General features: G+C 32.8%; 21 protein-coding genes and 2 tRNA genes. 20 read left to right on the plus strand and 3 right to left on the minus strand.

What is annotated here, in order from left to right:
* Window positions 1–100: 100 nt before the first annotated feature.
* Window positions 101–907, minus strand: a complete 807-nt coding sequence (locus RBH29_RS07015; RefSeq protein WP_306696057.1) for a 3D domain-containing protein — start codon at window positions 905–907, stop codon at window positions 101–103.
* A gap of 266 nt (window positions 908–1,173) precedes the next feature.
* On the opposite strand from RBH29_RS07015, the gene RBH29_RS07020 reads away from it, so the two are divergent.
* Both RBH29_RS07020 and RBH29_RS07025 read left to right on the plus strand, forming a co-directional pair.
* On the plus strand, window positions 1,174–2,388 hold the full coding sequence (locus RBH29_RS07020) for a radical SAM protein (RefSeq protein WP_306696058.1): 1,215 nt from the start codon (window positions 1,174–1,176) through the stop codon (window positions 2,386–2,388).
* An 86-nt stretch (window positions 2,389–2,474) separates the two neighbouring features.
* Window positions 2,475–2,672 carry a hypothetical protein gene (locus RBH29_RS07025; protein WP_306696059.1) on the plus strand — a complete coding sequence of 66 codons (198 nt, stop codon included), beginning with the start codon at window positions 2,475–2,477 and terminating at the stop codon, window positions 2,670–2,672.
* Window positions 2,673–2,740: 68 nt separating this feature from the next.
* On the opposite strand, the gene RBH29_RS07030 is transcribed toward RBH29_RS07025, so the two are convergent.
* A tRNA-Pro gene (locus RBH29_RS07030) sits at window positions 2,741–2,818 on the minus strand.
* A 220-nt stretch (window positions 2,819–3,038) separates the two neighbouring features.
* On the opposite strand from RBH29_RS07030, the gene RBH29_RS07035 reads away from it, so the two are divergent.
* Genes RBH29_RS07035 through RBH29_RS07050 form a run of 4 tightly spaced genes read left to right on the plus strand, consistent with a single transcriptional unit; the run spans window position 3,039 to window position 7,381 of the window.
* Window positions 3,039–4,766, plus strand: a complete 1,728-nt coding sequence (locus tag RBH29_RS07035) for a spore germination protein (RefSeq protein ID WP_306696060.1) — start codon at window positions 3,039–3,041, stop codon at window positions 4,764–4,766.
* 53 nt (window positions 4,767–4,819) lie between these two features.
* On the plus strand, window positions 4,820–5,932 hold the full coding sequence (locus tag RBH29_RS07040; protein WP_306696061.1) for a GerAB/ArcD/ProY family transporter: 1,113 nt from the start codon (window positions 4,820–4,822) through the stop codon (window positions 5,930–5,932).
* Complete coding sequence (locus tag RBH29_RS07045; protein ID WP_306696062.1) at window positions 5,916–7,205, plus strand: Ger(x)C family spore germination protein; 1,290 nt, start codon at window positions 5,916–5,918, stop codon at window positions 7,203–7,205. Before RBH29_RS07040 ends, RBH29_RS07045 begins: the two co-directional genes overlap by 17 nt.
* Before the next feature lie 2 nt (window positions 7,206–7,207).
* Complete coding sequence (locus tag RBH29_RS07050) at window positions 7,208–7,381, plus strand: hypothetical protein (RefSeq protein ID WP_306696063.1); 174 nt, start codon at window positions 7,208–7,210, stop codon at window positions 7,379–7,381.
* 124 nt (window positions 7,382–7,505) lie between these two features.
* Here RBH29_RS07050 and RBH29_RS07055 read toward each other — a convergent pair.
* A tRNA-Trp gene (locus RBH29_RS07055) sits at window positions 7,506–7,581 on the minus strand.
* A gap of 447 nt (window positions 7,582–8,028) precedes the next feature.
* Between RBH29_RS07055 and RBH29_RS07060 the strand changes: the two genes are divergently transcribed.
* The 14 genes from RBH29_RS07060 (at window position 8,029) to RBH29_RS07125 (ending at window position 22,581) form a co-directional block, all read left to right on the plus strand.
* The gene (locus tag RBH29_RS07060) at window positions 8,029–9,126 is read left to right on the plus strand and encodes a class II glutamine amidotransferase (protein WP_306696064.1); all 1,098 of its coding nucleotides are present in this window, start codon (window positions 8,029–8,031) and stop codon (window positions 9,124–9,126) included.
* Window positions 9,123–10,625, plus strand: coding sequence for a glutamate synthase-related protein (locus tag RBH29_RS07065; protein ID WP_306696066.1), 1,503 nt, complete (start codon window positions 9,123–9,125; stop codon window positions 10,623–10,625). The genes RBH29_RS07060 and RBH29_RS07065 overlap by 4 nt, the downstream gene beginning before the upstream one ends.
* A gap of 16 nt (window positions 10,626–10,641) precedes the next feature.
* Window positions 10,642–11,142, plus strand: a complete 501-nt coding sequence (locus tag RBH29_RS07070; RefSeq protein WP_306696068.1) for a 4Fe-4S dicluster domain-containing protein — start codon at window positions 10,642–10,644, stop codon at window positions 11,140–11,142.
* Window positions 11,143–11,145: 3 nt separating this feature from the next.
* Complete coding sequence (locus RBH29_RS07075; protein ID WP_306696069.1) at window positions 11,146–12,408, plus strand: NAD(P)/FAD-dependent oxidoreductase; 1,263 nt, start codon at window positions 11,146–11,148, stop codon at window positions 12,406–12,408.
* Window positions 12,408–13,145, plus strand: coding sequence for a GltB/FmdC/FwdC-like GXGXG domain-containing protein (locus tag RBH29_RS07080; RefSeq protein ID WP_306696070.1), 738 nt, complete (start codon window positions 12,408–12,410; stop codon window positions 13,143–13,145). The genes RBH29_RS07075 and RBH29_RS07080 overlap by 1 nt, the downstream gene beginning before the upstream one ends.
* 34 nt (window positions 13,146–13,179) lie before the next feature.
* The gene (gene asnA, locus RBH29_RS07085) at window positions 13,180–14,202 is read left to right on the plus strand and encodes an aspartate--ammonia ligase (RefSeq protein ID WP_306696071.1); all 1,023 of its coding nucleotides are present in this window, start codon (window positions 13,180–13,182) and stop codon (window positions 14,200–14,202) included.
* A 63-nt stretch (window positions 14,203–14,265) separates the two neighbouring features.
* Window positions 14,266–15,600, plus strand: a complete 1,335-nt coding sequence (gene glnA, locus RBH29_RS07090) for a type I glutamate--ammonia ligase (protein WP_306696073.1) — start codon at window positions 14,266–14,268, stop codon at window positions 15,598–15,600.
* A 120-nt stretch (window positions 15,601–15,720) separates the two neighbouring features.
* Window positions 15,721–16,296 carry an ANTAR domain-containing response regulator gene (locus tag RBH29_RS07095; protein WP_306696074.1) on the plus strand — a complete coding sequence of 192 codons (576 nt, stop codon included), beginning with the start codon at window positions 15,721–15,723 and terminating at the stop codon, window positions 16,294–16,296.
* Window positions 16,297–16,442: 146 nt separating this feature from the next.
* Window positions 16,443–17,255, plus strand: a complete 813-nt coding sequence (gene proC / locus RBH29_RS07100) for a pyrroline-5-carboxylate reductase (protein WP_306696075.1) — start codon at window positions 16,443–16,445, stop codon at window positions 17,253–17,255.
* 15 nt (window positions 17,256–17,270) lie between these two features.
* Window positions 17,271–17,819 carry an NUDIX domain-containing protein gene (locus tag RBH29_RS07105; protein WP_306696076.1) on the plus strand — a complete coding sequence of 183 codons (549 nt, stop codon included), beginning with the start codon at window positions 17,271–17,273 and terminating at the stop codon, window positions 17,817–17,819.
* A 214-nt stretch (window positions 17,820–18,033) separates the two neighbouring features.
* Window positions 18,034–18,663, plus strand: a complete 630-nt coding sequence (spoIIM, locus tag RBH29_RS07110; protein ID WP_306696078.1) for a stage II sporulation protein M — start codon at window positions 18,034–18,036, stop codon at window positions 18,661–18,663.
* 338 nt (window positions 18,664–19,001) lie between these two features.
* Window positions 19,002–19,886 carry a site-specific tyrosine recombinase XerD gene (xerD, locus tag RBH29_RS07115; RefSeq protein ID WP_306696079.1) on the plus strand — a complete coding sequence of 295 codons (885 nt, stop codon included), beginning with the start codon at window positions 19,002–19,004 and terminating at the stop codon, window positions 19,884–19,886.
* A gap of 142 nt (window positions 19,887–20,028) precedes the next feature.
* On the plus strand, window positions 20,029–21,201 hold the full coding sequence (locus RBH29_RS07120; protein ID WP_306696080.1) for a phosphopentomutase: 1,173 nt from the start codon (window positions 20,029–20,031) through the stop codon (window positions 21,199–21,201).
* Window positions 21,202–21,279: 78 nt separating this feature from the next.
* Window positions 21,280–22,581: a pyrimidine-nucleoside phosphorylase gene (locus RBH29_RS07125; protein ID WP_306696082.1), complete on the plus strand. Its 1,302-nt coding sequence runs from the start codon at window positions 21,280–21,282 to the stop codon at window positions 22,579–22,581.
* The last annotated feature ends 152 nt before the right edge of the window (window positions 22,582–22,733 follow it).

A 22,733-nucleotide genomic window follows, 5' to 3' on the forward strand; every position in this document is an offset into this window, starting at 1 on the left:
CTTAATATTGAAACATTTCGATGCTCTGAGATTTTTTATACTATTAAAAAAGAGTGAGGCTCCACCTTATAGGTGAAGCCTTAGAATACGGTGAACAAAACTAAAGAGAAATATCGTTTACATTACCATCTCCTAGCTTGACTAAGTAAACGTCCCAATAATCTTTTCCCAGTTGATTTGCAAAGTTTCTGTCAAATACGGCAAAGTCAAACCTGTACTTTCCTTTAATAGCACTGCCGGTATCCATAGCCACTGCATATCCCAGTCCTTTGATATAAAAAATTGTTCCAAATGGCCAATATTCTTTATCAATTGCAATAGATATTCCAGGGATTATAGGATGTCCTGATCTAGTAATACCTTTGTCATTGCCACACTCTACTGCACTTGGGGTATAAAAAGTACCAAGAAATTTTCCTATATATTCGCCTTTTTCTATGGTATCCCTTGTGCTTATTCCTTCAAAACTTGTGTAGCTTTGGGGCTTGATACCAATTGATGCAGCTGTTTTTAGTGAGTTTTGAAGTTCTATATTATCTTCAACAAGTTCTTTATTAGTTGATTCTAATTCCTTGTTTTTATTTTTTAATTGTTCTATCTTTTCTAATATTTCTTCATTTTGATTTAATATTTTACTGTATTGATTTTTTAAAAGTTCATATTCTGTTTTTAAATTTTCATTTTGAGCTATCAAGTTGCTATTTTCATAAGATGCATTTTCTGCCCTTAAAAAAGCATCTTGATAATTTTCTTTGGTTTGGTTATACCAACTATATATATTTAAATTAATTACTGCCAAAACAATTATAACTGCAAATAAAAGATACATAAATATTCTATAAATAATTGAATACTTTCTATTGTATCTTCGAGGCTCGCTTAATGATGGTGCCTCATCGCTTGACATATTTTTATCCTCCTTAATAGTCTGTTTTTTCTATTTTAATTATCAACATATTTTCTTAATTTTATTCATTAAATAAAATTAAGAACTTTAAAGTTATAAAAATATCATTTTAAGCTATTAGCAGCTTCTAAAACTTGCTCAACAATGTTTATTCCAATTTTTCATTCATTTTAATAAAATGTACACAGATGACAAAAGGCAGTTGATATATTTTGAGCAAGGATTTATAATATACACAATGATGAATGTGCTATGAGGTGATTATAATGTCAGAATTGTTTCGTCCTACAGCTCAACTAAAAATATCAATAACTCCTGAATGCAATAATGATTGTGCAATTTGTCTCAACAAAACAACTAGAACAGGAAATAAAAACAAAAGGATACTTTCTGAGGGGAAAATACGGCAACTTGTAGATGAGGGAGCTAATCTCGGAATGGTTGGGACGTATTGGACAGGAGGAGAGCCTTTAATTGAGTACAAAAACTTGTTAAAGCTTATAGAATACTCGACTAAAAGGGGAATGATTCCTACAATTGTAACAAATGGAGGCATGATAGGTGCATATGGAAATTATAGAGAGCTTAACAAAGAGCTACTTAAGAAAGCTAGCTTATATGATATCGATACACCTGATATAGTTAGGTCTTTAAAGAAGGCTGGTCTTGAGAGGGTTTACTTTAGTGTTGATAATAGTCACAATACACTTGAGAGTCCAAATTCTAGAGTTTCTAACTGTGTACCTTCAGAGTTAGTTGCAAAAAGCATAAGGAGTTTTCTAAAAGAAGGTTTTGGAAGTATTCATAAATTAGATGCAATTGGACATCAATTGAGAATAACAGCTACATCCAGTGGTATGTGGCATAAACCTACAAATAATATTATACAGGATGTTATTAACAAATCAGGTGTGGGGCTAAAAAAACTACTAACATCTAACAGCAGTATTTATGAAAACAAAGAAGGTCAAATATTATTAAAAAGATTAGGTATATCCAATGTTGGAAAGGCATCGACTCTTGGTGATAACGTTTTAGAAAACAAATCTGGAAAGAATCTATTTGAAATATGTTGTAATCATTTTACTCCAACTAATAAAGCTTATGATGGAGGTAAATATCATAGAGATTTATTTATAGACTGGAATGGAATTGTATATACCTGTGGAAATCATGCTTATTCAATAGGTAACGTATTTAATGAATCCTTGTCATCAATAATAGAAGGTGTAAATAAACCAAAATTGGATAGTGAGTTTGCCATAAACAGAAAAGTATTTCATTCATTACTTGTACTTTCACAAAACAAAAGAATTGGGAGTAACGCCATTGGAGAAGCTTTTCGCTTAATATCTTTAAAAAATCCTGAACTGATAAAAGATATTAAAACTCAATGTGGTGCATGTAATTGTTTAGGGAATAACAAACAGTTACAAAGGGAGTTTTTAAAAGCTTTAGATGATAATAGTGTGTTACACTGAAAATAATATTTAGAAACAGCGGGGTATTTCTTTTAGATGTATAAAGAATTAAATATTACCCATATGGAAGGGAGTTGTAATAATATATGGCCAATAAAGGCGGTTTTTCGTGGAGAAGGCTTACTGGTGTATCAAAGGCAAAATTGAATATTTCTAGAAAAACAGGAATACCATTGACGAAGTCGGGCAGACAAAGAAAAGTTGGGAAAGCAATGGGTGGATGTTGTATTTATATTGCAGTAATACTAATTCTAATTATATTAGGCATAATGGTTTTTATATAGAGTTTTTAAGTGAAGATCAAAAAGGGTCAGGTTTGAATTATTTAAATAATTCAAACCTGACCCTTTTTTGGTCGGAGTGACTGGATTTGAACCAGCGACCTCTTGCACCCCAAGCAAGCACTCGTACCAAGCTGAGCTACACCCCGATAACGACTAATAATTATAGCACATTTTTTTTCAGATGTAAATATATAAAATTTTATTGGTTAATAATTTAAAATTGTATATTTCAATGTCAATAAAACCATAATATGATTAGCTTAAAAAAGAAATTATTATACATATACTTTTAGTAAAATGTATAGTTACTCTTAGCATTTATAGTTTTTTTATTATATAAAAGATGAGCCAAAAGGAGTGAAGTGATTGTCTAAATTTAAAAAAATAATGCGGGATATTGTTGTATTTAAAGAACCCGAAGAAAAAGAGGCATTTATTTTAAAAGAAACGGAGGAAGAGAGAAAACAGCTTAATGATGATACAAAGAGTCGGGATAAAGAACACAAGAAAAAAGGATTAATAAATAAGATATTTTCATCTAAAAAAGAAAGTAGTAATAAGATTGAGAAAGCAGATAAAGTAAGCAAGGATATTAAAGAGAATTTAGAGTACATTAAAAAGAAATATAATTACCCTGATAATGGAGATCTTGTAATAAAAAAGTTTGAAATAGTAATAAAAGACAAAAACCTGCCAGCATTTTTTATTTTATTTGATGGAATGTCTGACTCGGAAATGATAAATACACATGTTTTAAAACCACTTATGCTTCTTTCAAATGTTGAAGTAGAAGGTGATACAGATGACTTGGCAAAATATATAAGGAATCATCTGATTTCTCATAATCAGGTGGAAATGAGCAAAAATATGAGTGACATTATAGATGAGGTGAATTTTGGTGGAGGTGGACTGTTTATTGATGGAATAGACAGTGCATATGCATGTGATGTAAAGGGTTGGATGCAAAGGCAAGTGGACAGACCTACATCAGAAATTGTTATAAGGGGTCCTCAAGAGGCGTTTACAGAAGGCTTGAGAGTAAATACGGCACTTATAAGAAAAACATTGAAAGATGAGAACTTGATGGTTGAGGATTTCGAGGTTGGTAAAAGGAGCAAAACACCATGTTCTCTTTTATATCTTAATGATATTGTAAATAAGTCTTTAGTTGAAGAGGCGAGAAGAAGGCTTGAAAAGATAAATATAGACTTTATTTTGGATTCAGGAGAGTTAGAGCAGCTTTTAGAGGACAGTACATTTTTACCAGCTCCTCAAATATTGGCAACAGAAAGACCTGACAGGGCTTCAAGTCTAATCACCCAGGGAAAATTGGTTGTGCTTATGCATGGAAGTCCATTTGCACTTATAATGCCTATAACTAACAGTGATTTGCTTCACGCTCCCGAAGATGCATATGTGAGATTTCCATATTCAAATCTTTTTAGAATTGTAAGACTTATTGCTGTTATATTATCCTTGCTTTTACCAGGAATTTATGTTGCAGTAACCAATTATCATCATGAAATGATTCCCACAGATCTTTTAATCGCAATTGAAGCATCTAGGGAAGCAGTACCTTTTCCATCTGTAGTGGAAATTCTTATGATGGAGTTTGCATTTGAGCTTATTCGTGAGGCCGGTGTTAGAATTCCAGGACCAATAGGTCCAACTCTTGGTATTATTGGAGCGTTGATTTTAGGACAGGCTGCAGTTGCAGCAAACATTGTAAGTCCTATACTTATAATTGTAGTTGCTGTTACCGGAATAGGATCTTTTGCAGTTCCCAGCTTCGCCCTTGCCTTTTCTTTTAGAATATTACGATTTTTATACATTATTTTGGCGGCTTTATCAGGATTTTTAGGAATAACCTTGGGGATTTTTCTACATGGAATAATGCTTGTAAATGCAAAATCATTTGGCGTACCATTTATGGCACCCTTTGGACCTAGAACAGGTGATGGAATTGCAGATCAATTTTTAAGAAGTCCTATCTGGAAGCAGGAAAAAAGGCCGGATTATCTTAATGTAAATAAGCAAGAAAAACAGCCTAAAGTTTCTAGAGAATGGGCAAAAGAGGATAAAAAGAAGCACTAAAAGTATAAAAAATAGTTGTACAGCATTAAAACTAAGAAAGTTGGAGGATTATAGTGGAAAATAAAATTGTATTTGGGAAGGCTGAAGCTATATCGGTTTTAGTAATTATAATAACAACCCAGTTGTTTATAAGTTTTCCTCGCATTATGGCAGAAAGAGCAGGTACTGCAGGATGGATTTTAACAATATATGTAACACTGCTTTCTGTACTAATCTTTTGGATTATATCAAAAATGTACAAAAATTTTGAGGGAAAAGATATACTGGATATTGGAGAATATGTGGGAGGAAATGTTGGCAGAATTTTTGTTGGATTAATAATAGTAATTGACTATGTGTTTATATGTTCAATTGTTTTAAGAGAATTTAGTGATGGTCTAAAAATAATTGCACTGGAAAAATCACCTATAAGTTTTGTTATGTTTTTTTTTCTTTTTGGTATGGTTTTTGCTGCATTTTATGGGCTTGAATCAATTACAAGATTCTCGGCTATAATCGTTCCACCAGTTGCATTAGCTTTCGTATTAATAATAGCCGGGATAATACCTAGTTTTAGTACGAGTAATATATTTCCTGTTATGGGTAAAGGGGCATATCAGTTGTTTGTAGGTGGAATGCCCAGTATATCAGTTTTCTCAGGTATAAGTGTGCTATTTATACTTCCGCCTTTTTTGAATAATTTTAATTGTTTCAAGAAAACTGGAATTTACAGTATAATTTTATCTGGTTTTTTTCTAACTGTTGGTACTTTAGCTTATACACTTTCAGTTCCATATCCTGCATCTACAGAAATTACTCTTCCAATGTATGCTATGGCAAGAAATATTGATCTTGGAAGGTTTTTTACGAGAATTGAATCTATTTTTGTACTTGCTTGGTCAACATCTGCTTTTATATACCTTGGAATTGTACTGTTTTTTATAGTATATGTATTTAAAAAAACTTTTAGGCTAAAATATCATACACCACTTATTCTTCCCATGGCTATATTGATTTTTGCATTTGCTCTAATGCCGGCAAGTATTATGAGAGCCTTTGAATTGGAGGCTCAGATTTTTAGAGTGTTTGCTTGGATAGTTACATTTGGTATGCCTATTGTTCTTTTAATAACAGCTTCTATAATTAAAAAAAAGAAGGGAGAAATTTCAAATGGGAAGAAAAATTAAAAAGCTGTGTTTTGCAATTATTTTAGTAACTTTATTAACTGGACTGACAGGATGTTATGATGCTAGGGAGGTAGACGATCTTGCTTATCCTATGGCGATTGGATTTGATAAAGGAGAAGACAATTTACTAAAAATGACACTTCAATTAGCACTACCTGTTAATATAGCAGGTGGAGAAGGAGGAGTGGGAGGAGAAGGAGATGCTTCCAGCATAGTAACTTTAGAAGTTCCTGCAATATATTCTGGGCTTAATATGGCAAATACGTTTATAAGTAAGCAAATAAACCTTTCGCATGCTAAAGCAATTGTCTTTTCTGAGGAACTTGCAAGAGATGGAATAGATAAATATGTTACTGCTATTTCGAGAGGAAGAGAGTTTAGACCAAGTACGTTTGTGGTTATTGCAACAGGATCAGCGGAAGAATATATAAGGGCTGTGGAGCCAGCTTTAGAAGGTAATCCTGCAAAGTATTATGAGATGAAGATGAGAGCATTTGAATATACAGGATTTACGGCAGATACCAGATTTTTAAAGTTTTACAATAATTTAAAGTGTACATCCAGTCAGGGCTATGTTGCGTTGGCTTCGATTAGTGACTTTGAAAAATCAGATGAAATAGATAATGAAAAATCAACATATATAGAGAAGGGAAGAGAAGTTCCATTAGAAGGTGATTTTAAAGCAGGGGGTATGCCAAAAACAGGGGATGTAAAGTCTGAAATAATGGGACTTGCTGTTTTTGATGGTGCAAAGATGGTGGGGGTTTTAGATGGAGCTGAAACCATGTCTCATCTTATGGTAAAAGGAGATTTCAACTATGCATTTTCAACTTTGCCTGATCCACTGAAGGAAGGGCATTTTGTGCTTTTAAGTATGAGTCAGGGAAGAGAACCCAGAAATAGTGTTGAACTTGTAAATGATACTCCTAATATAAGTGTAAATGTTATTTTAGAGGGGGATATACAGTCAATACAAAGTGGCATAAACTATGAAGAAAAAGAAAATTTAAAAATTTTAGAAAAGTCAATAGAAAAGTTTTTTGAAGAAGAAATTACTAGATATCTTGAAAAAACCATAAAAGTATATGGTGTTGATATTGTTGGTTTTGGTCAATTAATGAAAAGAAAATTTGTTGCATGGGATGAATGGGAGGACTTTAATTGGCTGAATAAATATAAAGAATCTACTTTTGATGTAAATGTAGACGTAAAGATAAGAAGACCTGGAATAATGCTGAGAACAGTACAAGTTCCCAATTCAAAGGAGGAGTAGTTTTGATATTTGAAAGAGTTGCTTTAATTATTATACTGACTTTGGTATTTTTAAGAACAATAAGTTTTGGGAAATGGACATGGGATAAAAAAAACAGACTTGGTGCTATAGCGGTATATGTTATAGCACTTGCCACATTAATTATTCCTATATACTCAATGTATTTTAGATATTAGAAAAAGATTTATAAGAGCAACTCCACCTTATAGAAGGTGGAGTCTTAGAATAAGATTATTTCGTTTTAAGATTTTATAACAAAAAAACATGACTAGACCTAAACATTAAGTCTAATCATGTTTTTGGCAGGGGCAGCAGGAATCGAACCCGCAACCAATGGTTTTGGAGACCACTACTCTACCAATTGAGCTATACCCCTTCAACACTTGTTAAGTATACAATAGCTATTTGCGTATGTCAATGGGTAATATGATTTTTTTCGAATTTTCTTGAAATTAGGAATGCTACAAATCTAAATGCAGGATTAAAACAAAAAAGTTGCAAATTTAATAAAAAAATTTCAAAAAAACATTGATTGAAAAATTTATTTATGCTATAATTACTTTGTAAACAGTTATTTTGCAATTAATAAATGAGCCATATGGCTCTGTGTGCAAAGGTGCATACCGTAAGGTACTAACGCACTCAACGAGGAGTGAGAGAATTCTTTGGAGTGCGTTTTTTTTGATAATTTTTTTAAAAAAAAGCAAATAAGCTATTTTACGGGAAACTGCAATTTATATATAGAAAAATTGCATGTATTAGATTAAAAATTGATTAAAAGTCATAGAATAAAAAGACAGGCTTAAGTCAAGGAGGGATATCAATGATGATGCGTGAGGGTAAGGTTAAAATTCCTTCGGGTTGTGCAATATCTGGAATAATAAACAAAAAAGGAAAAGTTTTCTCTGGAGAAGATATAATTAAGTCCATAGCTTTGATGAGAGATCGTTCAAACGGATTAGGAGGAGGCTTTGCTGCCTATGGAATATATCCAGAGTATAAAGATTTATATGCAATCCATATGTTTTATGAACACAGGGATGCAAAAGAAAAAACTGAAGTTTTTTTAAATCAACATTTTGATATTGAAATGGAAGGTAAAATTCCAACAAGGAAAGTTGCTTCTATTAAAAATTCGCCAATAATATGGAGATATTTTGCAAGCCCTTTAAAAGATAAAATTATTGAATCTGGATTAAATGAAGATGAATTTGTAATGAGATGTGTAATGAGGATTAATTCAGATATTGATGGTGCATTTGTAGCTTCTAGCGGCAAAAATATGGGAGCTTTCAAAGCAGTTGGTTATCCTGAAGATGTAGGAGAATTTTATAAGCTTGAAGGTTATAAAGCTTATATATGGACATCTCATGGACGCTTTCCAACAAACACACCAGGGTGGTGGGGAGGAGCTCATCCATTTAATTTACTGGATTTTTCTGTAGTTCATAATGGTGAAATTTCGTCCTATGATGCAAATAGAAGGTATCTTGAAATGCTTAAATATAGATGTTCGCTTCAAACAGATACAGAAGCAATTACTTATATTTTTGATTTTTTATTAAGACGTAATAAGCTTCCACTAGAAACTGTAATTACTGCAATGGCTGCTCCTTTTTGGTCTGAGATAGAGAGAATGGATGAGGATAAAAAAGAGCTTGTAAAGGCTATAAGGACAGTATATGGTAGTTTGTTGATAAATGGGCCTTTTTCAATAATATTAGCATCTAAAAATGGAATTGTAGCATTAAATGACAGGGTGAAATTGCGTTCCATTGTTGCAGCTAGTAAAGGGGATTTAGTTTATGTTGCAAGTGAAGAATCTGCCGTAAGAGTGGTTTGTCCTACACCGGATGAAATCTGGAGCCCAAGAGGAGGAGAACCTGTAACTGTATTATTGGAAGGGGTTGAAACATTATGAATTTAAGTTATATAACGCCGGAATTTATAGTTGAAAGAAATAAAGAACGCTGTATAGATTGTGAAGTTTGTGTAAGGCAGTGTGCAAATCTTGTTCACTCATTTGATGAAGAAGAAAAAAAGGTTGTATCTGATGAGTCAAAATGTGTGAACTGTCATAGATGTGTGGCTTTATGTCCTGTAAATGCTCTTACAATAAGAAAAAATCCTCTTGAGTTTAAAGGAAATGCAAATTGGACTGAAAAAACCATGAAGGAAATTTATAAGCAGGCTGAAACAGGTGGAATGCTTCTTGCTGGAATGGGAAATGACAGGGAGTACCCCATATATTGGGATCATATTCTTCTAAATGCTAGTCAGGTAACTAATCCATCTATTGATCCACTACGTGAACCTATGGAATTAAAAACATTCCTTGGAAGAAAGCCAGAAATGCTTAAGATTGAAAATGGGAGGCTAGCTGAAAAAATTCCACCTCAACTGGAATTGGAAGTGCCTATTATGTTTTCAGCTATGTCATTTGGTTCTATAAGTCTTAATGCCTGTGAATCTATTGCAAGGACGGCCTCGAAGCTGGGTATTATGTACAATACTGGAGAAGGAGGGCTTCACAAAAGTCTTAACAGTTATAAAGGGAATACAATTGTTCAGGTAGCATCAGGACGTTTTGGAGTTGATGCGGACTACTTAAACTCAGCAGCCGGAATAGAAATAAAAATTGGGCAGGGAGCAAAGCCGGGAATAGGAGGCCATCTTCCAGGAGAAAAAGTAGGAGCGGATGTGTCTGAGACTAGAATGATTCCTGAAGGTTCTGATGCAATTTCTCCAGCACCCCATCATGATATTTATTCTATTGAGGATTTAAGACAGCTTATATATTCTCTTAAGGAAGCTACTGATTATAAAAAGCCGGTATCTGTAAAAATTGCCGCAGTGCACAATGTAGCAGCTATATGTTCAGGTATTGCCAGAGCAGGAGCTGATATTATTGCAATTGATGGTTACAGAGGTGGTACAGGTGCAGCACCTGTAAGAATACGGGACAATGTAGGAATACCTGTTGAATTAGCTTTAGCCTCTGTTGATTCAAGGCTAAGGGATGAGGGAATAAGAAACCAAGTTTCCATTGTATGTGCCGGAAGTATACGAAACAGTGCAGATATTGTTAAGGCAATAGCCCTAGGTGCAGATTCTGTATACATTGCTTCATCAATACTTATAGCTATGGGATGTCATATGTGTCAGAAATGCTATACAGGCAAATGTAATTGGGGGATAGCAACACAAGATCCTAACCTTGTAAAGAGACTTAATCCTGAAATAGCTTCTAAAAGAGTTGAAAATCTTGTGAATGCATGGTCACATGAAATAAAAGAAATGCTTGGTGGAATGGGAATTAATGCGATAGAAAGTTTAAGAGGAAACAGGCTTATGTTAAGGGGAACAGGACTTAGCAACAAAGAGCTTGATATCCTTGGCATAAAGGCTGCGGGAGAATAAAACGGGAGGGGTCAATATGAATAAAAAGAAAAGTTATAAAAAAAGAATATATGTCAATGAAAAAGTCTGTGTTGGGTGCAGATTGTGCGAGATTCATTGCATAGGTGCTCACTCTGAATATAAAGACAATTTAATAAAGGCATTTAAAAAATCATCTCAAAGGCCGGTAGCAAGAATAGTAGTTGAAGAAAAAAAACCAGTATCTTTTGGTTTACAGTGCAAAAATTGTGATGAACCAGAATGTGTAAAAGCATGTATAACAGGGGCAATGCAGATAGATTTAAAAAATAAAATTGTGACAAATGATGAACAGAGATGTATTGGGTGTTGGACATGTATACTTTCCTGTCCTTATGGGGCTATAAAACGGGATTACAAAGACAAGAAAATTGCCTCAAAGTGTGACTTTTGTATTGAAAAGGATGGAGAACCCCAATGTGTTAAAAATTGTCCAAATGAAGCTTTATATATGGAAGAAGTGGATAGTTCTTTTGGAATAAATGAAGGAGGTGTTTAAAATATGGCTTATGTTATTATAGGTAATTCTACTGCTGCCATAGCTGCAGTAGAAGGGATAAGGAGAATAGATAGAAAAACTCCAATAACCATTATATCTGATGAACCTTTTCACACTTATTCAAGACCGCTTATATCATATTATCTTGGCAAAAAGGTAACGGAAGATAAGATGTTTTATCGTGATAAAGATTTTTATAAAAAAAATAATGTAAAAACAATGCTTGGAGTAAAGGCAGAAAAAATAAATCATAAAAAAAAGGAAGTTACTCTTGGAAATGGTGATAAAATTGGGTATTCTAAGCTTCTTATATCTACAGGAGGAAAACCTTTTGTTCCACCTTTAGAAGGTATAGACAAGAAAAATATTTTTAACTTTATAAAATTTAGTGATGTAAAGGAAATAGAAAAAAATGCAGAAAAAGGTTCAAAAGCCATTGTAGTTGGTGCCAGTTTCAGTGGTCTTAAAGCTGTTGAGGCACTAGTTCAAAGAGGTGTTAATGTAACGGTAATAGATATAATGGACAGAATAATGCCCCGTGTTCTCGATGGCGTTGCATCCTCGATTGTAGAAAAAGAACTTGAAAATAATAGTGTTAATGTTTTATTAAACACCACGGTTAAAAAGATTTTAGGGCGAGATGTGGCAACTGGAGTGCTCTTAGATGGAGATAGAGAATTAGATTGTGATTTTATAATACTTGCAATGGGTGTAAGGTGCAATACAGATTTAGTAAAAGATACAGGTATAAAAACAAACAGAGGCATTATTGTAGACAATTTCATGCAGACAAATGTTCCAGACATATATGCAGCAGGTGATGTTACAGAAGGTTATAACTTTATTCAAAACAAACGGATGGAAACAGCTATAATACCAAATGCTTACAAACAGGGTGAGATAGCAGGAATGAATATGACAGGAGAAATAAAAATTTTTGATAAGGGATTTATGATGAATTCAATGCCATTACTGGAGTTGTCAATAATTAGTGCAGGTCTGTCAGAAAAAGAAGAAAGGGTAATTGAAAAGGTAGTTCATATACCAGAAAAGAATTGGTATAAAAAGTTTTATATAAAAGGTGGAAGGCTTGTAGGATATTTGATTATAAATGATGTTGACAGAGCAGGAATATATACTAGATTGATAAGAGATGAGATAGATATTTCAAGTTTTGTTGACAAAATAGGAGATGATGAATTTGGTTTTATAAATTTCCCTGAGAGTTTAAGAAAGGCCTGTTTTATAGAAAAGGGGGTGGTATAATGCAAACGTTAAATGCGGAAGGATTACATTTTAAGGAACTAAATAAAAGTATTAAAAATTTAATAAAATCAAAAGAAACAGAAATATATTTAAAAAATGTTCAAGGCCAAAGATATATTGGAAACGCCCTTCAGGGAGATCACAAGATAACAATAGAGGGTACACCAGGAAATGATATGGCTGTCTATATGGATGGTCCAGAAATTATTGTAAAAGGGAATGTACAGGATGCTACAGCAAACACAATGAACAGAGGAAGAATCATTGTATATGGTAATGCTGGTGATGCAACAGGTTATGCAATGAGAGGTGGTGAAATTTTTATAAAGGGAGATGTTGGCTACCGTGTTGGAATACACATGAAAGAGTTTTCGGATAAGAAACCGGTTATGGTAATTGGAGGAAAGGCAGGTGACTTTCTTGGAGAATATATGGCAGGTGGAATGGTTATCGTTCTTGGCTTAAATCTTTCAGATGACCAAGAGATAGTGGGAAACTTCTGTGGTACTGGAATGCATGGTGGTGTAATGTATTTAAGAGGTAGCGTCAAGACGTGGAAGTTGGGGAAAGAAGTAAAGCTAACTGAGCCAGATGATGAAGATTTAAGCATTATAAAAAACTATGTAAAAAGATTTTCTAAATATTTTGGCATAAATTACAACTCTATTATAAAAGAAGAGTTTACAAAACTTATAGCATTTAATAAAAGACCTTACGGAAATTTGTACGCTTATTAAAGGGTTCAATTTTAAAATATAGGAGGGGTTAAATATGAAAGAAAAAGTTAAAAAACTTATGTTACCACAAAAGTATAAAGCATCTCTAGATATCAAGGAAACAGAGAAGGCTATAAAGCTTTTAAAGGATTATTTCCAAAAGGAGCTTGCAAATGAATTAAATCTTAGCAGAGTATCGGCACCACTTTTTGTAAAGCCTGAAACAGGTCTGAATGACAATCTTAATGGTGTGGAAAGACCGGTTGATTTTGATGTTAAGGGAATTGGAGGAGAAACTGTTGAAGTTGTACATTCTCTTGCTAAATGGAAGAGAATGGCTCTAGCTAGATATGGTTTTAAAAACGGAGAAGGTCTATATACTGATATGAATGCGATAAGAAGAGATGAAGAACTTGACAATTTACACTCTGTGTATGTTGACCAGTGGGACTGGGAAAAAATTATTTCAAAAGAAGAGAGAAATATAGAAAAATTAAAAGAAATTGTGGTTAAAATATTTTCTGTTTTTAAAAAAACGGAAGAGTTTATATGCAGCCAATACAAAAAACTTGAAAGCTTTTTGCCTGATGAGATAAGTTTTATTACAACTCAAGAGTTAGAAGATATGTATCCTGAGCTTTCTCCTAAAAAAAGAGAGGATATGATTGCAAAAGAAAAAAAGGCTGTGTTTGTTATGAAAATAGGTGGAATGTTAAAGTCTGGAATAAAACATGACGGAAGAGCCCCTGATTACGATGACTGGGAGTTAAACGGAGACATTATATTCTGGTATCCTACACTGGATAGAGCCTTTGAGGTGTCATCTATGGGAATTCGAGTGGATGAAAAATCCCTTATAAAGCAGCTTGAGCTTGCAGGATGTGAAAAACGCATAAACTTAAAATTTCACAAAGATCTTATTGAAAAAAACCTTCCTTACACAATTGGAGGAGGAATCGGGCAATCGAGAATGTGTATGTATATGCTTAAGAAAGCACATATTGGAGAAGTGCAGGCTTCAGTTTGGCCTGATGAAATGATTAAAAGCTGTGAAGAGTACAATATGAATTTATTGTAGAAACAATTATGAATGTGTATAGGTTAATAAAAACTATTTTATGTAATGAAGGAGGAACTTATTATGAATAAGTACAGTAAAAAAGATATTTTAAAGATGGTAGAAGAGCAGGATGTTAAGTTTATAAGATTACAGTTTACCGATATTTTTGGAATGCTTAAAAATATTTCTATAACAGTGGAGCAACTTGGGAAAGCTCTTAATAACGAATGTATGTTTGACGGTTCATCAATTGATGGATTTGTAAGAATAGAGGAATCCGACATGTATTTAAGACCTGATCCAAATACATTTGTAATATTTCCATGGAGGCCTCAAACTGGCAAAGTAGCAAGACTTATATGTGATGTATATAATCCAGACGGAACACCTTTTGAGGGAGACCCTAGAAATGTATTGAAAAGAGCTTTGAAAAAGGCGGCTGATAAAGGCTATGATACTTTTAATGTAGGACCTGAATGTGAGTTTTTTCTCTTTTTAACTGACAGTGAAGGGAAAGCTACTACAAAAACTCAAGATAATGCAGGTTATTTTGATTTAGGTCCAGTGGATTTAGGTGAAAATGCAAGAAGAGATATGTGTCTTGTACTTGAAGAAATGGGGTTTGAAATAGAGGCATCTCATCATGAAGTTGCACCTGGACAGCATGAAATTGACTTTAAATATGCTGATGCTTTGACTACAGCTGATAGCATAATGACTTTTAAACTAGTTGTAAAAACCATTGCACAAAGAAATGGGTTGCATGCTACATTTATGCCTAAACCTATTTTTGGTATTAATGGTTCAGGTATGCACACCAACACATCATTGTTTAAAAATGGTAAAAATGCATTTTATGACGAAAAGGATCCTTTACAGCTTAGTAAAGATGCATATTGGTTTATTGGAGGGTTAATGAAAAATATGAGAGCAATTACAGCAATAACAAATCCAGTTGTAAACTCATATAAGCGTCTGGTACCTGGTTATGAAGCACCTGTTTATATAGCTTGGTCTGCAAAAAACAGAAGTCCTCTTTTAAGGATACCTGCTGCTAGGGGAGTGGCAACAAGAGTGGAGTTGCGTTGTCCTGATCCAAGCTGTAATCCTTATCTTGCTTTAGCGGCAGTGTTAGAGGCAGGTCTTGATGGCATAGAAAATAAAATACAGCCTATGACATCAACTGATAAGAATATATTTGAGATGAAAGAGAAGGAAAGAATTGATGAGGGCATAAAGTCACTACCTGGTGACTTAAAGGAAGCAATTGATGAAATGAAGGATAGTAAGCTGGCAAAAGAAGCTTTAGGTGACCATGTTTTTGACAAATTTATTGAAGCCAAAAATAAAGAATGGGATGATTATAAGACAAAGGTAAGCGAATGGGAAATTGAAAATTATTTGACAAAGTATTAGTCTAAGTGGCTTGGCTTTCCCTTAGCATTTATAAATTTTTTAGATATTAAAATGTTAAAGTGGAAAGACCAAGCTAATTAGCTATTTGATGAGGGATGCTAAATAAGTGGAGGTGTGGATATGGAATCGGCAAGGATATTTATTGCTATTAATAATGAAATTTTTGTAAATAAACTAAAAGCTTTTTTTGCAAATTATAATTATGAAGTCATTGGTCAGGCTAAAGATGGCAGTGATTGTTTAAGAAGAGTTAGCTCCTTAAGACCAGACCTTGCTGTTTTAGATTATAGCCTGCCTCCAACAAGTGGTTTTGAAATAGCTAAAATAATTTCTGAAGACAAACTTTGTGATGTTATACTTTTAGCTAATAACAAACAGGCTGATTTTATAAACTGTATGAAGAATAAAACCGATATAGTCACTGTTATAAAGCCTATAAACCGATATAGTTTTATTAGTACTGTAGATTTAGTTATAAAAAACAGAAAAAAAATATTAAAACTGTCAAAGGAAATATATGAATTGAAAAGCACATTAAAGAGTAGAAAGGAAATAGAAAAAGCAAAGGGACTGTTGATGAAACATCAGGGATTGACTGAGGATGAGGCTTTTAGAAAGATACAAAAAGAAAGCATGGACAGAGGAATTCCAATGAAAGATATTTCAAAGGCAATTATTCTTGCATATGACATTTAAAACCCCATATCTTTTTAAAAACATAGCAATTTATAAAAACTTTAGTTTTTGTAAATTGCTAATGTGCATATATAAAAATAAGTGGATTTTGCTTAGTTTTATGATAATATAGATATTGGCACAGTGAATAAAAAGGAGGGGTTTTAATGAGTGCAAAAGTAGGTTTTATTGGTGCAGGAAATATGGGATGTGCTATGATAAATAGCATTGTAAAATCCGGAGTTACTTCAAATGAAAATGTTTTTGTCTATGATATCGATAAAGAAAAACTTTCAAATCTTAAATCTGAAACCGGTATTACTATTTTAAACAATAGTACTGAGGTTGTTCAAAAATCTGATATTGTCATTTTGTCTGTAAAACCAAATATGGTTGAAAAGGTACTTGAACCTTGTAAGAGTAGTTTTGATGATAAAAAAATACTGGTTTCTGTTGCTGTAGGGGTACCTATAAAGTATTATCAGGACATCATTGGAGATGACAGAAAAATAATTCGCACTATGCCTAACACACCAGCCTTAGTAGCAGAAGGAATGACATTGATGTGCTATGATGACAAGATCTTATCTAAAGATGACATTTTAAATGTTAAAAGAATACTTGAGTGCTTTGGTAAAGTTGAAGTTTTAGATGAAAAACTTATGAATGAGGTGACGGCAGTTACGGGCAGTAGTCCTGCATATGTGTTTATGTTTATTGAGGCAATGGCAGATGCAGCTGTTTTGTCAGGATTGCCAAGGGATTTGTCATATAAATTAGCAGCTCAAGCTGTTATGGGATCTGCAAAACTGGTTTTAGAAACTGGTAAGCATCCTGGAGAGCTTAAAGATCAAGTGTGTTCTCCCGCAGGTACAACTATAGAAGCAGTAAAATCTTTGGAAAAGAATGGGTTTAGACATACAATAATTGATGCAATGATTGAGTGTACAAAAAGAGCACGAGAAATTGGCAAGGGATAGGAGGAAGGCCTTTAAATGAATTATGAAGAAAAGACATTATCTAAAAAAAATGTGTATGAAGGAAATATAATAGGAGTAGATGAATTAAAAGTTCTTCAACCAGATGGTAAAGAGGCTTCACGTGAATTGGTAAAACACAATGGAGGTTCTGCAGTAATACCAATAAGTGATGATGGTGAAATTTATATAGTTCGTCAATATAGAAAACCTATAGAAACTGAATCTTTAGAGATTCCTGCTGGAAAGCTTGATAAAGGGGAAAATCCTTTAATATGTGCACATCGAGAATTAAAAGAGGAGACAGGACTTGAGACAAAAAACATGAAGCACTTAATAGACTTGCACTGTGCTCCAGGTTTTTGCAATGAGAAAATATACATGTACCTAGCAACTGATTTAGTCGAAGGAGAAGCATGTGCTGATGAGGGTGAATTTATTTCTACGTATAAAATTGCAATTAATGAACTTTTAAAAATGGTTATGAACAAAGAAATAACTGATGCTAAAACTATTATAGGGATTCTCATGGCTGAAAAAATAATAAAAGGTGAAATAAAAATATAATAGATTTTTGACCGAGAGCTTCAAAGTTTAAATCTATATTATGGAAATTGGAATTTTAAAATAAGATAAAGATAAAGCAAAATTAGTTTAAGTTTACAATATACCTCGATGTATTGTAATTTTTTTTGTTTTCAAAGCATAAAATTTATAGTGAGAAGTTAACTTTTTATATTAAAGCCTAAAATAACATAAAAATGACGAGAGGGGATAAAACTTGTTTTCTAAAATACGTGAGGTAATTGTAAATCACATTAAAAGCAACTTGAATTTATACTTTTTCTTGTTTTTGGCATTTGTTATAGGGGTTTCAGCTGGAGCCTTTACTGTAAATGGATTAAGTCCAATTCAAAGAAAAGAATTAACCAATTACATACATGGTTTTTTTCAGCTTTTTGAAAACCAAAAGGTAGACAGTAATGAGATACTAAGAATATCACTTGTGGATAACATAAGAGAAATTGTAATTCTGTGGGTTTTAGGAGTTACCATTATTGGAATACCTTTTATTTACATATTAATAGGGGTAAGGGGGTTTATAACAGGGTTTACGTCAGGTTTTATAATTGAGTACTTGGGATTAAAAGGTGTACTTTTTTCAGTTATAACAATTTTGCCAAAGGAAATAATAATTATTCCATGCATTATAGCATTAGGAGTAAACGGAATAAACTTTTCGCTGAGTATAATTGAGAACAAATCAAATAAAAATGATCAAAAAAATAGTTTAAAGATGAATTTTTTTAGGTATTGTTTTGTTACGTTAACGTTTTCAGGAATTATTTTTTGTGGTATATTGGTTGAATCATATATTGTTCCTGTTTTTATAAGAATGATATTTGCTTAAAAATATATATTTTGATAAAATATGAATGTATGGATGTGGCAGTTTTTGTTAACCATATATATTAAGGGTTTAATTTTAAAATGGTATAAAAATGTAATTACATAGCTGATTTATTGTTATTAATGCACAAAAAAAGCAAAAATAATTATACAAACCTACAAACTAATTAGCATATAAAGGATAATTATTGCATAATGAGTAGTAGTTCTTATATAATATGGAGGATTGGAAATATTTTATCGGAGACAAAATTGTATTGATGCAAGTATTATATGTTAAAGTTGTTTAATATTTAAAATATTAATAAATAATGAAAATAAGAAGGAGTAGGTAAAGTAATGGAAGAATTAGTTTTTGAATTTTTGAATTTTTTAGAAAAAGACAAAAAATTGTCTTTAAATACCCTACAGTCGTACAAGAGAGATATTGAGCAATTTATTACATATCTTAAAGAGATGAAAATAAACAGTATAGCAAATATTAATAAGACAACAGTTATTGCTTATCTCTTGCACCTACAAAAAATGGGAAGGGCTACATCAACAATATCCCGTAATTTAGCTTCTATAAGATCTTTTTGTCAATATTTGACTAAGAATAGTGAGATTAAACAGGACCCAACAGAACAACTTGAATCACCAAAGGTAGAGAAAAAGCTTCCACAAATATTGTCTACAAAAGAAGTAGAATTGCTTTTAGAACAACCAAAGTGTGATGACTTAAAGGGATTTAGAGACAAAGCTATGTTAGAGCTTTTGTATGCAACCGGCATAAGAGTTTCAGAACTTATATGTTTAGATGTTACTGATGTTAATCCTGATATGGGATTTATAAAGTGTACTAAAGGTTCAAGAGAGAGAATGATACCTATTGGATCAATTTCAATCAATGCACTAAATGAGTATCTATCTAAATCTAGGAAACTTCTTATACAGAGAAAAGATGAAAAAGCATTGTTTGTAAATGTAAATGGAAAGAGATTAACAAGGCAGGGATTTTGGAAGATAATAAAGCAGTATAAAAATCAGGCTCATATTAATAAAGACATAACACCACATACATTGAGGCATTCCTTTGCAGCACATTTATTGGAAAATGGAGCAGATTTAAGATCTATCCAGGAGATGTTGGGACACTCTGATATATCCTCTACACAGGTTTATGCTCAGATAGCAAAAAACAGAATAAAAGAGATATATAAAAAAACCCATCCTAGGGCGTAATTTCATATGAATTTTACAAAAATCCTATAGTTAATATTTAGATTTTATAATATAATTAAAAGTAAGATGCTTATTTCTTACTTTTTTTTATGCACACAACATATAAAATCTTATGTTTTCTACAAAGAGAGGAGATATTAAAATGAAAAGAGCTGTTATAATTGTTTTAGATAGTTTAGGAGTAGGTGAACTTCCTGATGCTTACAAATATACTGATGAAGGCAGTAATACTTTGGGGAATATTGCAAAGACAGTTAAAAATTTTTTCATACCAAACCTTGCAAATATTGGGCTAGGAAATATAGATGCTATTACTGGAATTGATTTTTGTGATAAACCTTCAGGATGCTTTGGTAAAATGGCAGAAAAGTCTCCGGGAAAAGATACAACGACAGGACACTGGGAGCTCTCGGGTATAATATTGGATAGACCTTTTCCAGTGTATCCTGATGGATTTCCAAAAGAAATAATAAATGAATTTGAAGAAAGTATAAAGGTATCCACTTTGGCCAATTATCCTGCGTCTGGAACAGAAATTATAAACAGGTTAGGAGATGAGCACGTAAAGACAGGTTATCCAATTGTGTATACATCTGCAGACAGTGTGTTTCAAATTGCTGCTCATGAGGATGTAATACCAGTTGAGAGACTTTATGAAATGTGCAGTATAGCAAGAAGAATGCTGCAAGGTAAACACGGAGTAGGGAGAGTTATAGCAAGACCTTTTGTTGGCATTAGTGGAAATTATGTCAGAACAAAAAGAAGGAAAGATTTTTCATTAGATCCTGTAAACAAGACTATACTAGATTATGCATGTGAAAAAGGCTACCATGTAATGGCTGTAGGAAAAATTGAGGATATTTTTAATAATAGAGGTATTACACATTCTAAGCATACTTCTAATAATATGGACGGAGTTGATAGAACAATTGAATTTATTAAGAGCCAATCTGAAGGTATTATATTTACTAATTTAGTTGATTTTGATATGGTATATGGACATAGAAATGATGCATTAGGATATGCAAAAGCACTAGAGGAGTTTGATGCTAGAGTTCCTGAAATTTTAAAAGAATTAAAAGAAGAGGATATTTTGATAATAACTGCAGATCATGGATGTGATCCTACAACGAAAAGTACCGATCACTCTAGAGAATACGTCCCGCTACTTGTTTATGGTAAAAATATTAAAAACAATGTGAATCTTAAAACTAGAAGTTCTTTTTCAGATGTAGCTGCAACAATAGCAGAATATCTCCAAATTGAGTCGGATATTTGTGGTAAAAGTTTTTTAAAGGATATCTTGAAATTATAGGATTCATGTTATTTATGACAAAAAAGATATAGAAAAAGCATTTATTACATATATCAAAAATCTTAGGAGGAATTGACAATGAGGATGTATGATATTATTGAAAAGAAAAGATATGGAAAAGAACTTGAGGCTGAGGAAATTAACTTTTTTATAAATGGTTATTGCAGCGATAATATACCTGATTATCAGGCTTCTGCTCTTCTTATGGCTATTTTTTTAAAAGAGATGAATGAAAGGGAGACTTCGCTTTTAACAGAGGCTATGGCAAAGTCGGGTGATATGGTTGATTTATCTGAAATAGAGGGGTTTAAAGTAGATAAGCACAGTACTGGAGGAGTTGGAGATAAGACTACTCTTATTATTGGGCCTATTTGTGCTGCTTGTGGCATTCCAGTGGCTAAAATGTCAGGAAGAGGACTAGGGCATACAGGTGGAACCATAGATAAGTTGGAGTCTATTCCAGGTTTTAAGACAGATATCTCAAATAAAGAGTTTATTGATAATGTTAGGGAAATTGGTGTATCTGTCGTTGGACAAACAGGAAACCTTGCACCAGCAGATAAAAAATTATATGCACTAAGAGATGTTACTGCAACTGTAGATAATATTTCTTTAATTGCAAGTAGCATTATGAGCAAAAAAATTGCAAGTGGTGCAGATGGCATTGTTTTAGATGTTAAAACAGGCAGTGGGGCATTTATGAAAACTGTTGAGAAGTCAAAAAAGTTAGCAGAATTAATGGTTAAGACAGGCAATAAAATAGGCAGAAAAACTGTTGCAATTGTTACAGATATGGATGTTCCTCTAGGGAATGCAATTGGAAACTCTTTAGAGGTTATTGAGGCTATAGAAGTTTTAAAGGGTAAGGGGCCTGAAGATTTAAAGGAATTGTCCTTTGAATTAGCAGCAAAAATGCTTGAAGTATCTGGACTAGGACACAGGGAATTATGTATAAAAAAGGTTGAGGATGCAGTTAATAATGGAAAGGCTCTATTAAAATTTAGAAATATGGTAGAGCGTCAGGGCGGAAATGCTATGGTGATTGACCAGTACAATTTATTTGAAAGTTCTCCTTTTATTTATCAATATAAAAGTAAAAGGGGTGGATACATAAAGGATATGAGAACAGACGCTCTTGGAGCTGCCTCAATGGTTCTTGGAGCAGGAAGACAGACAAAAGAAAGTACCATTGACTATAGTGCAGGTATTTTACTAAATAAGAAAAAGGGAATGAAGGTAGAAAGAGATGAAGTAATTGCAACACTTTACAGCAGTGATATGAAAAAGATAAAAGAGGCAGAAGATATTATAAATAAAAACATAACATTTTCTGCTTACCCTGTCCAAAAAAGACCATTGATTTTAGCTCAAGTGAACTAGTTTAGCTAAACTAGTTCATTTTTTTAATATAAAGCATTTTTAAATGCCTAAGAAAGTGCATTGCTTTCTGGCATCAAAAAAGTCTACCGAAAGGCTGTACTTTAAAGGATTACCCTAGCTTTAAATCCGCGAAGCCTTAAATTTAGATAAAA

This window comes from Herbivorax alkaliphila (assembly GCF_030848475.1).
In the GTDB taxonomy this organism is placed as follows: domain Bacteria; phylum Bacillota; class Clostridia; order Acetivibrionales; family Acetivibrionaceae; genus Herbivorax.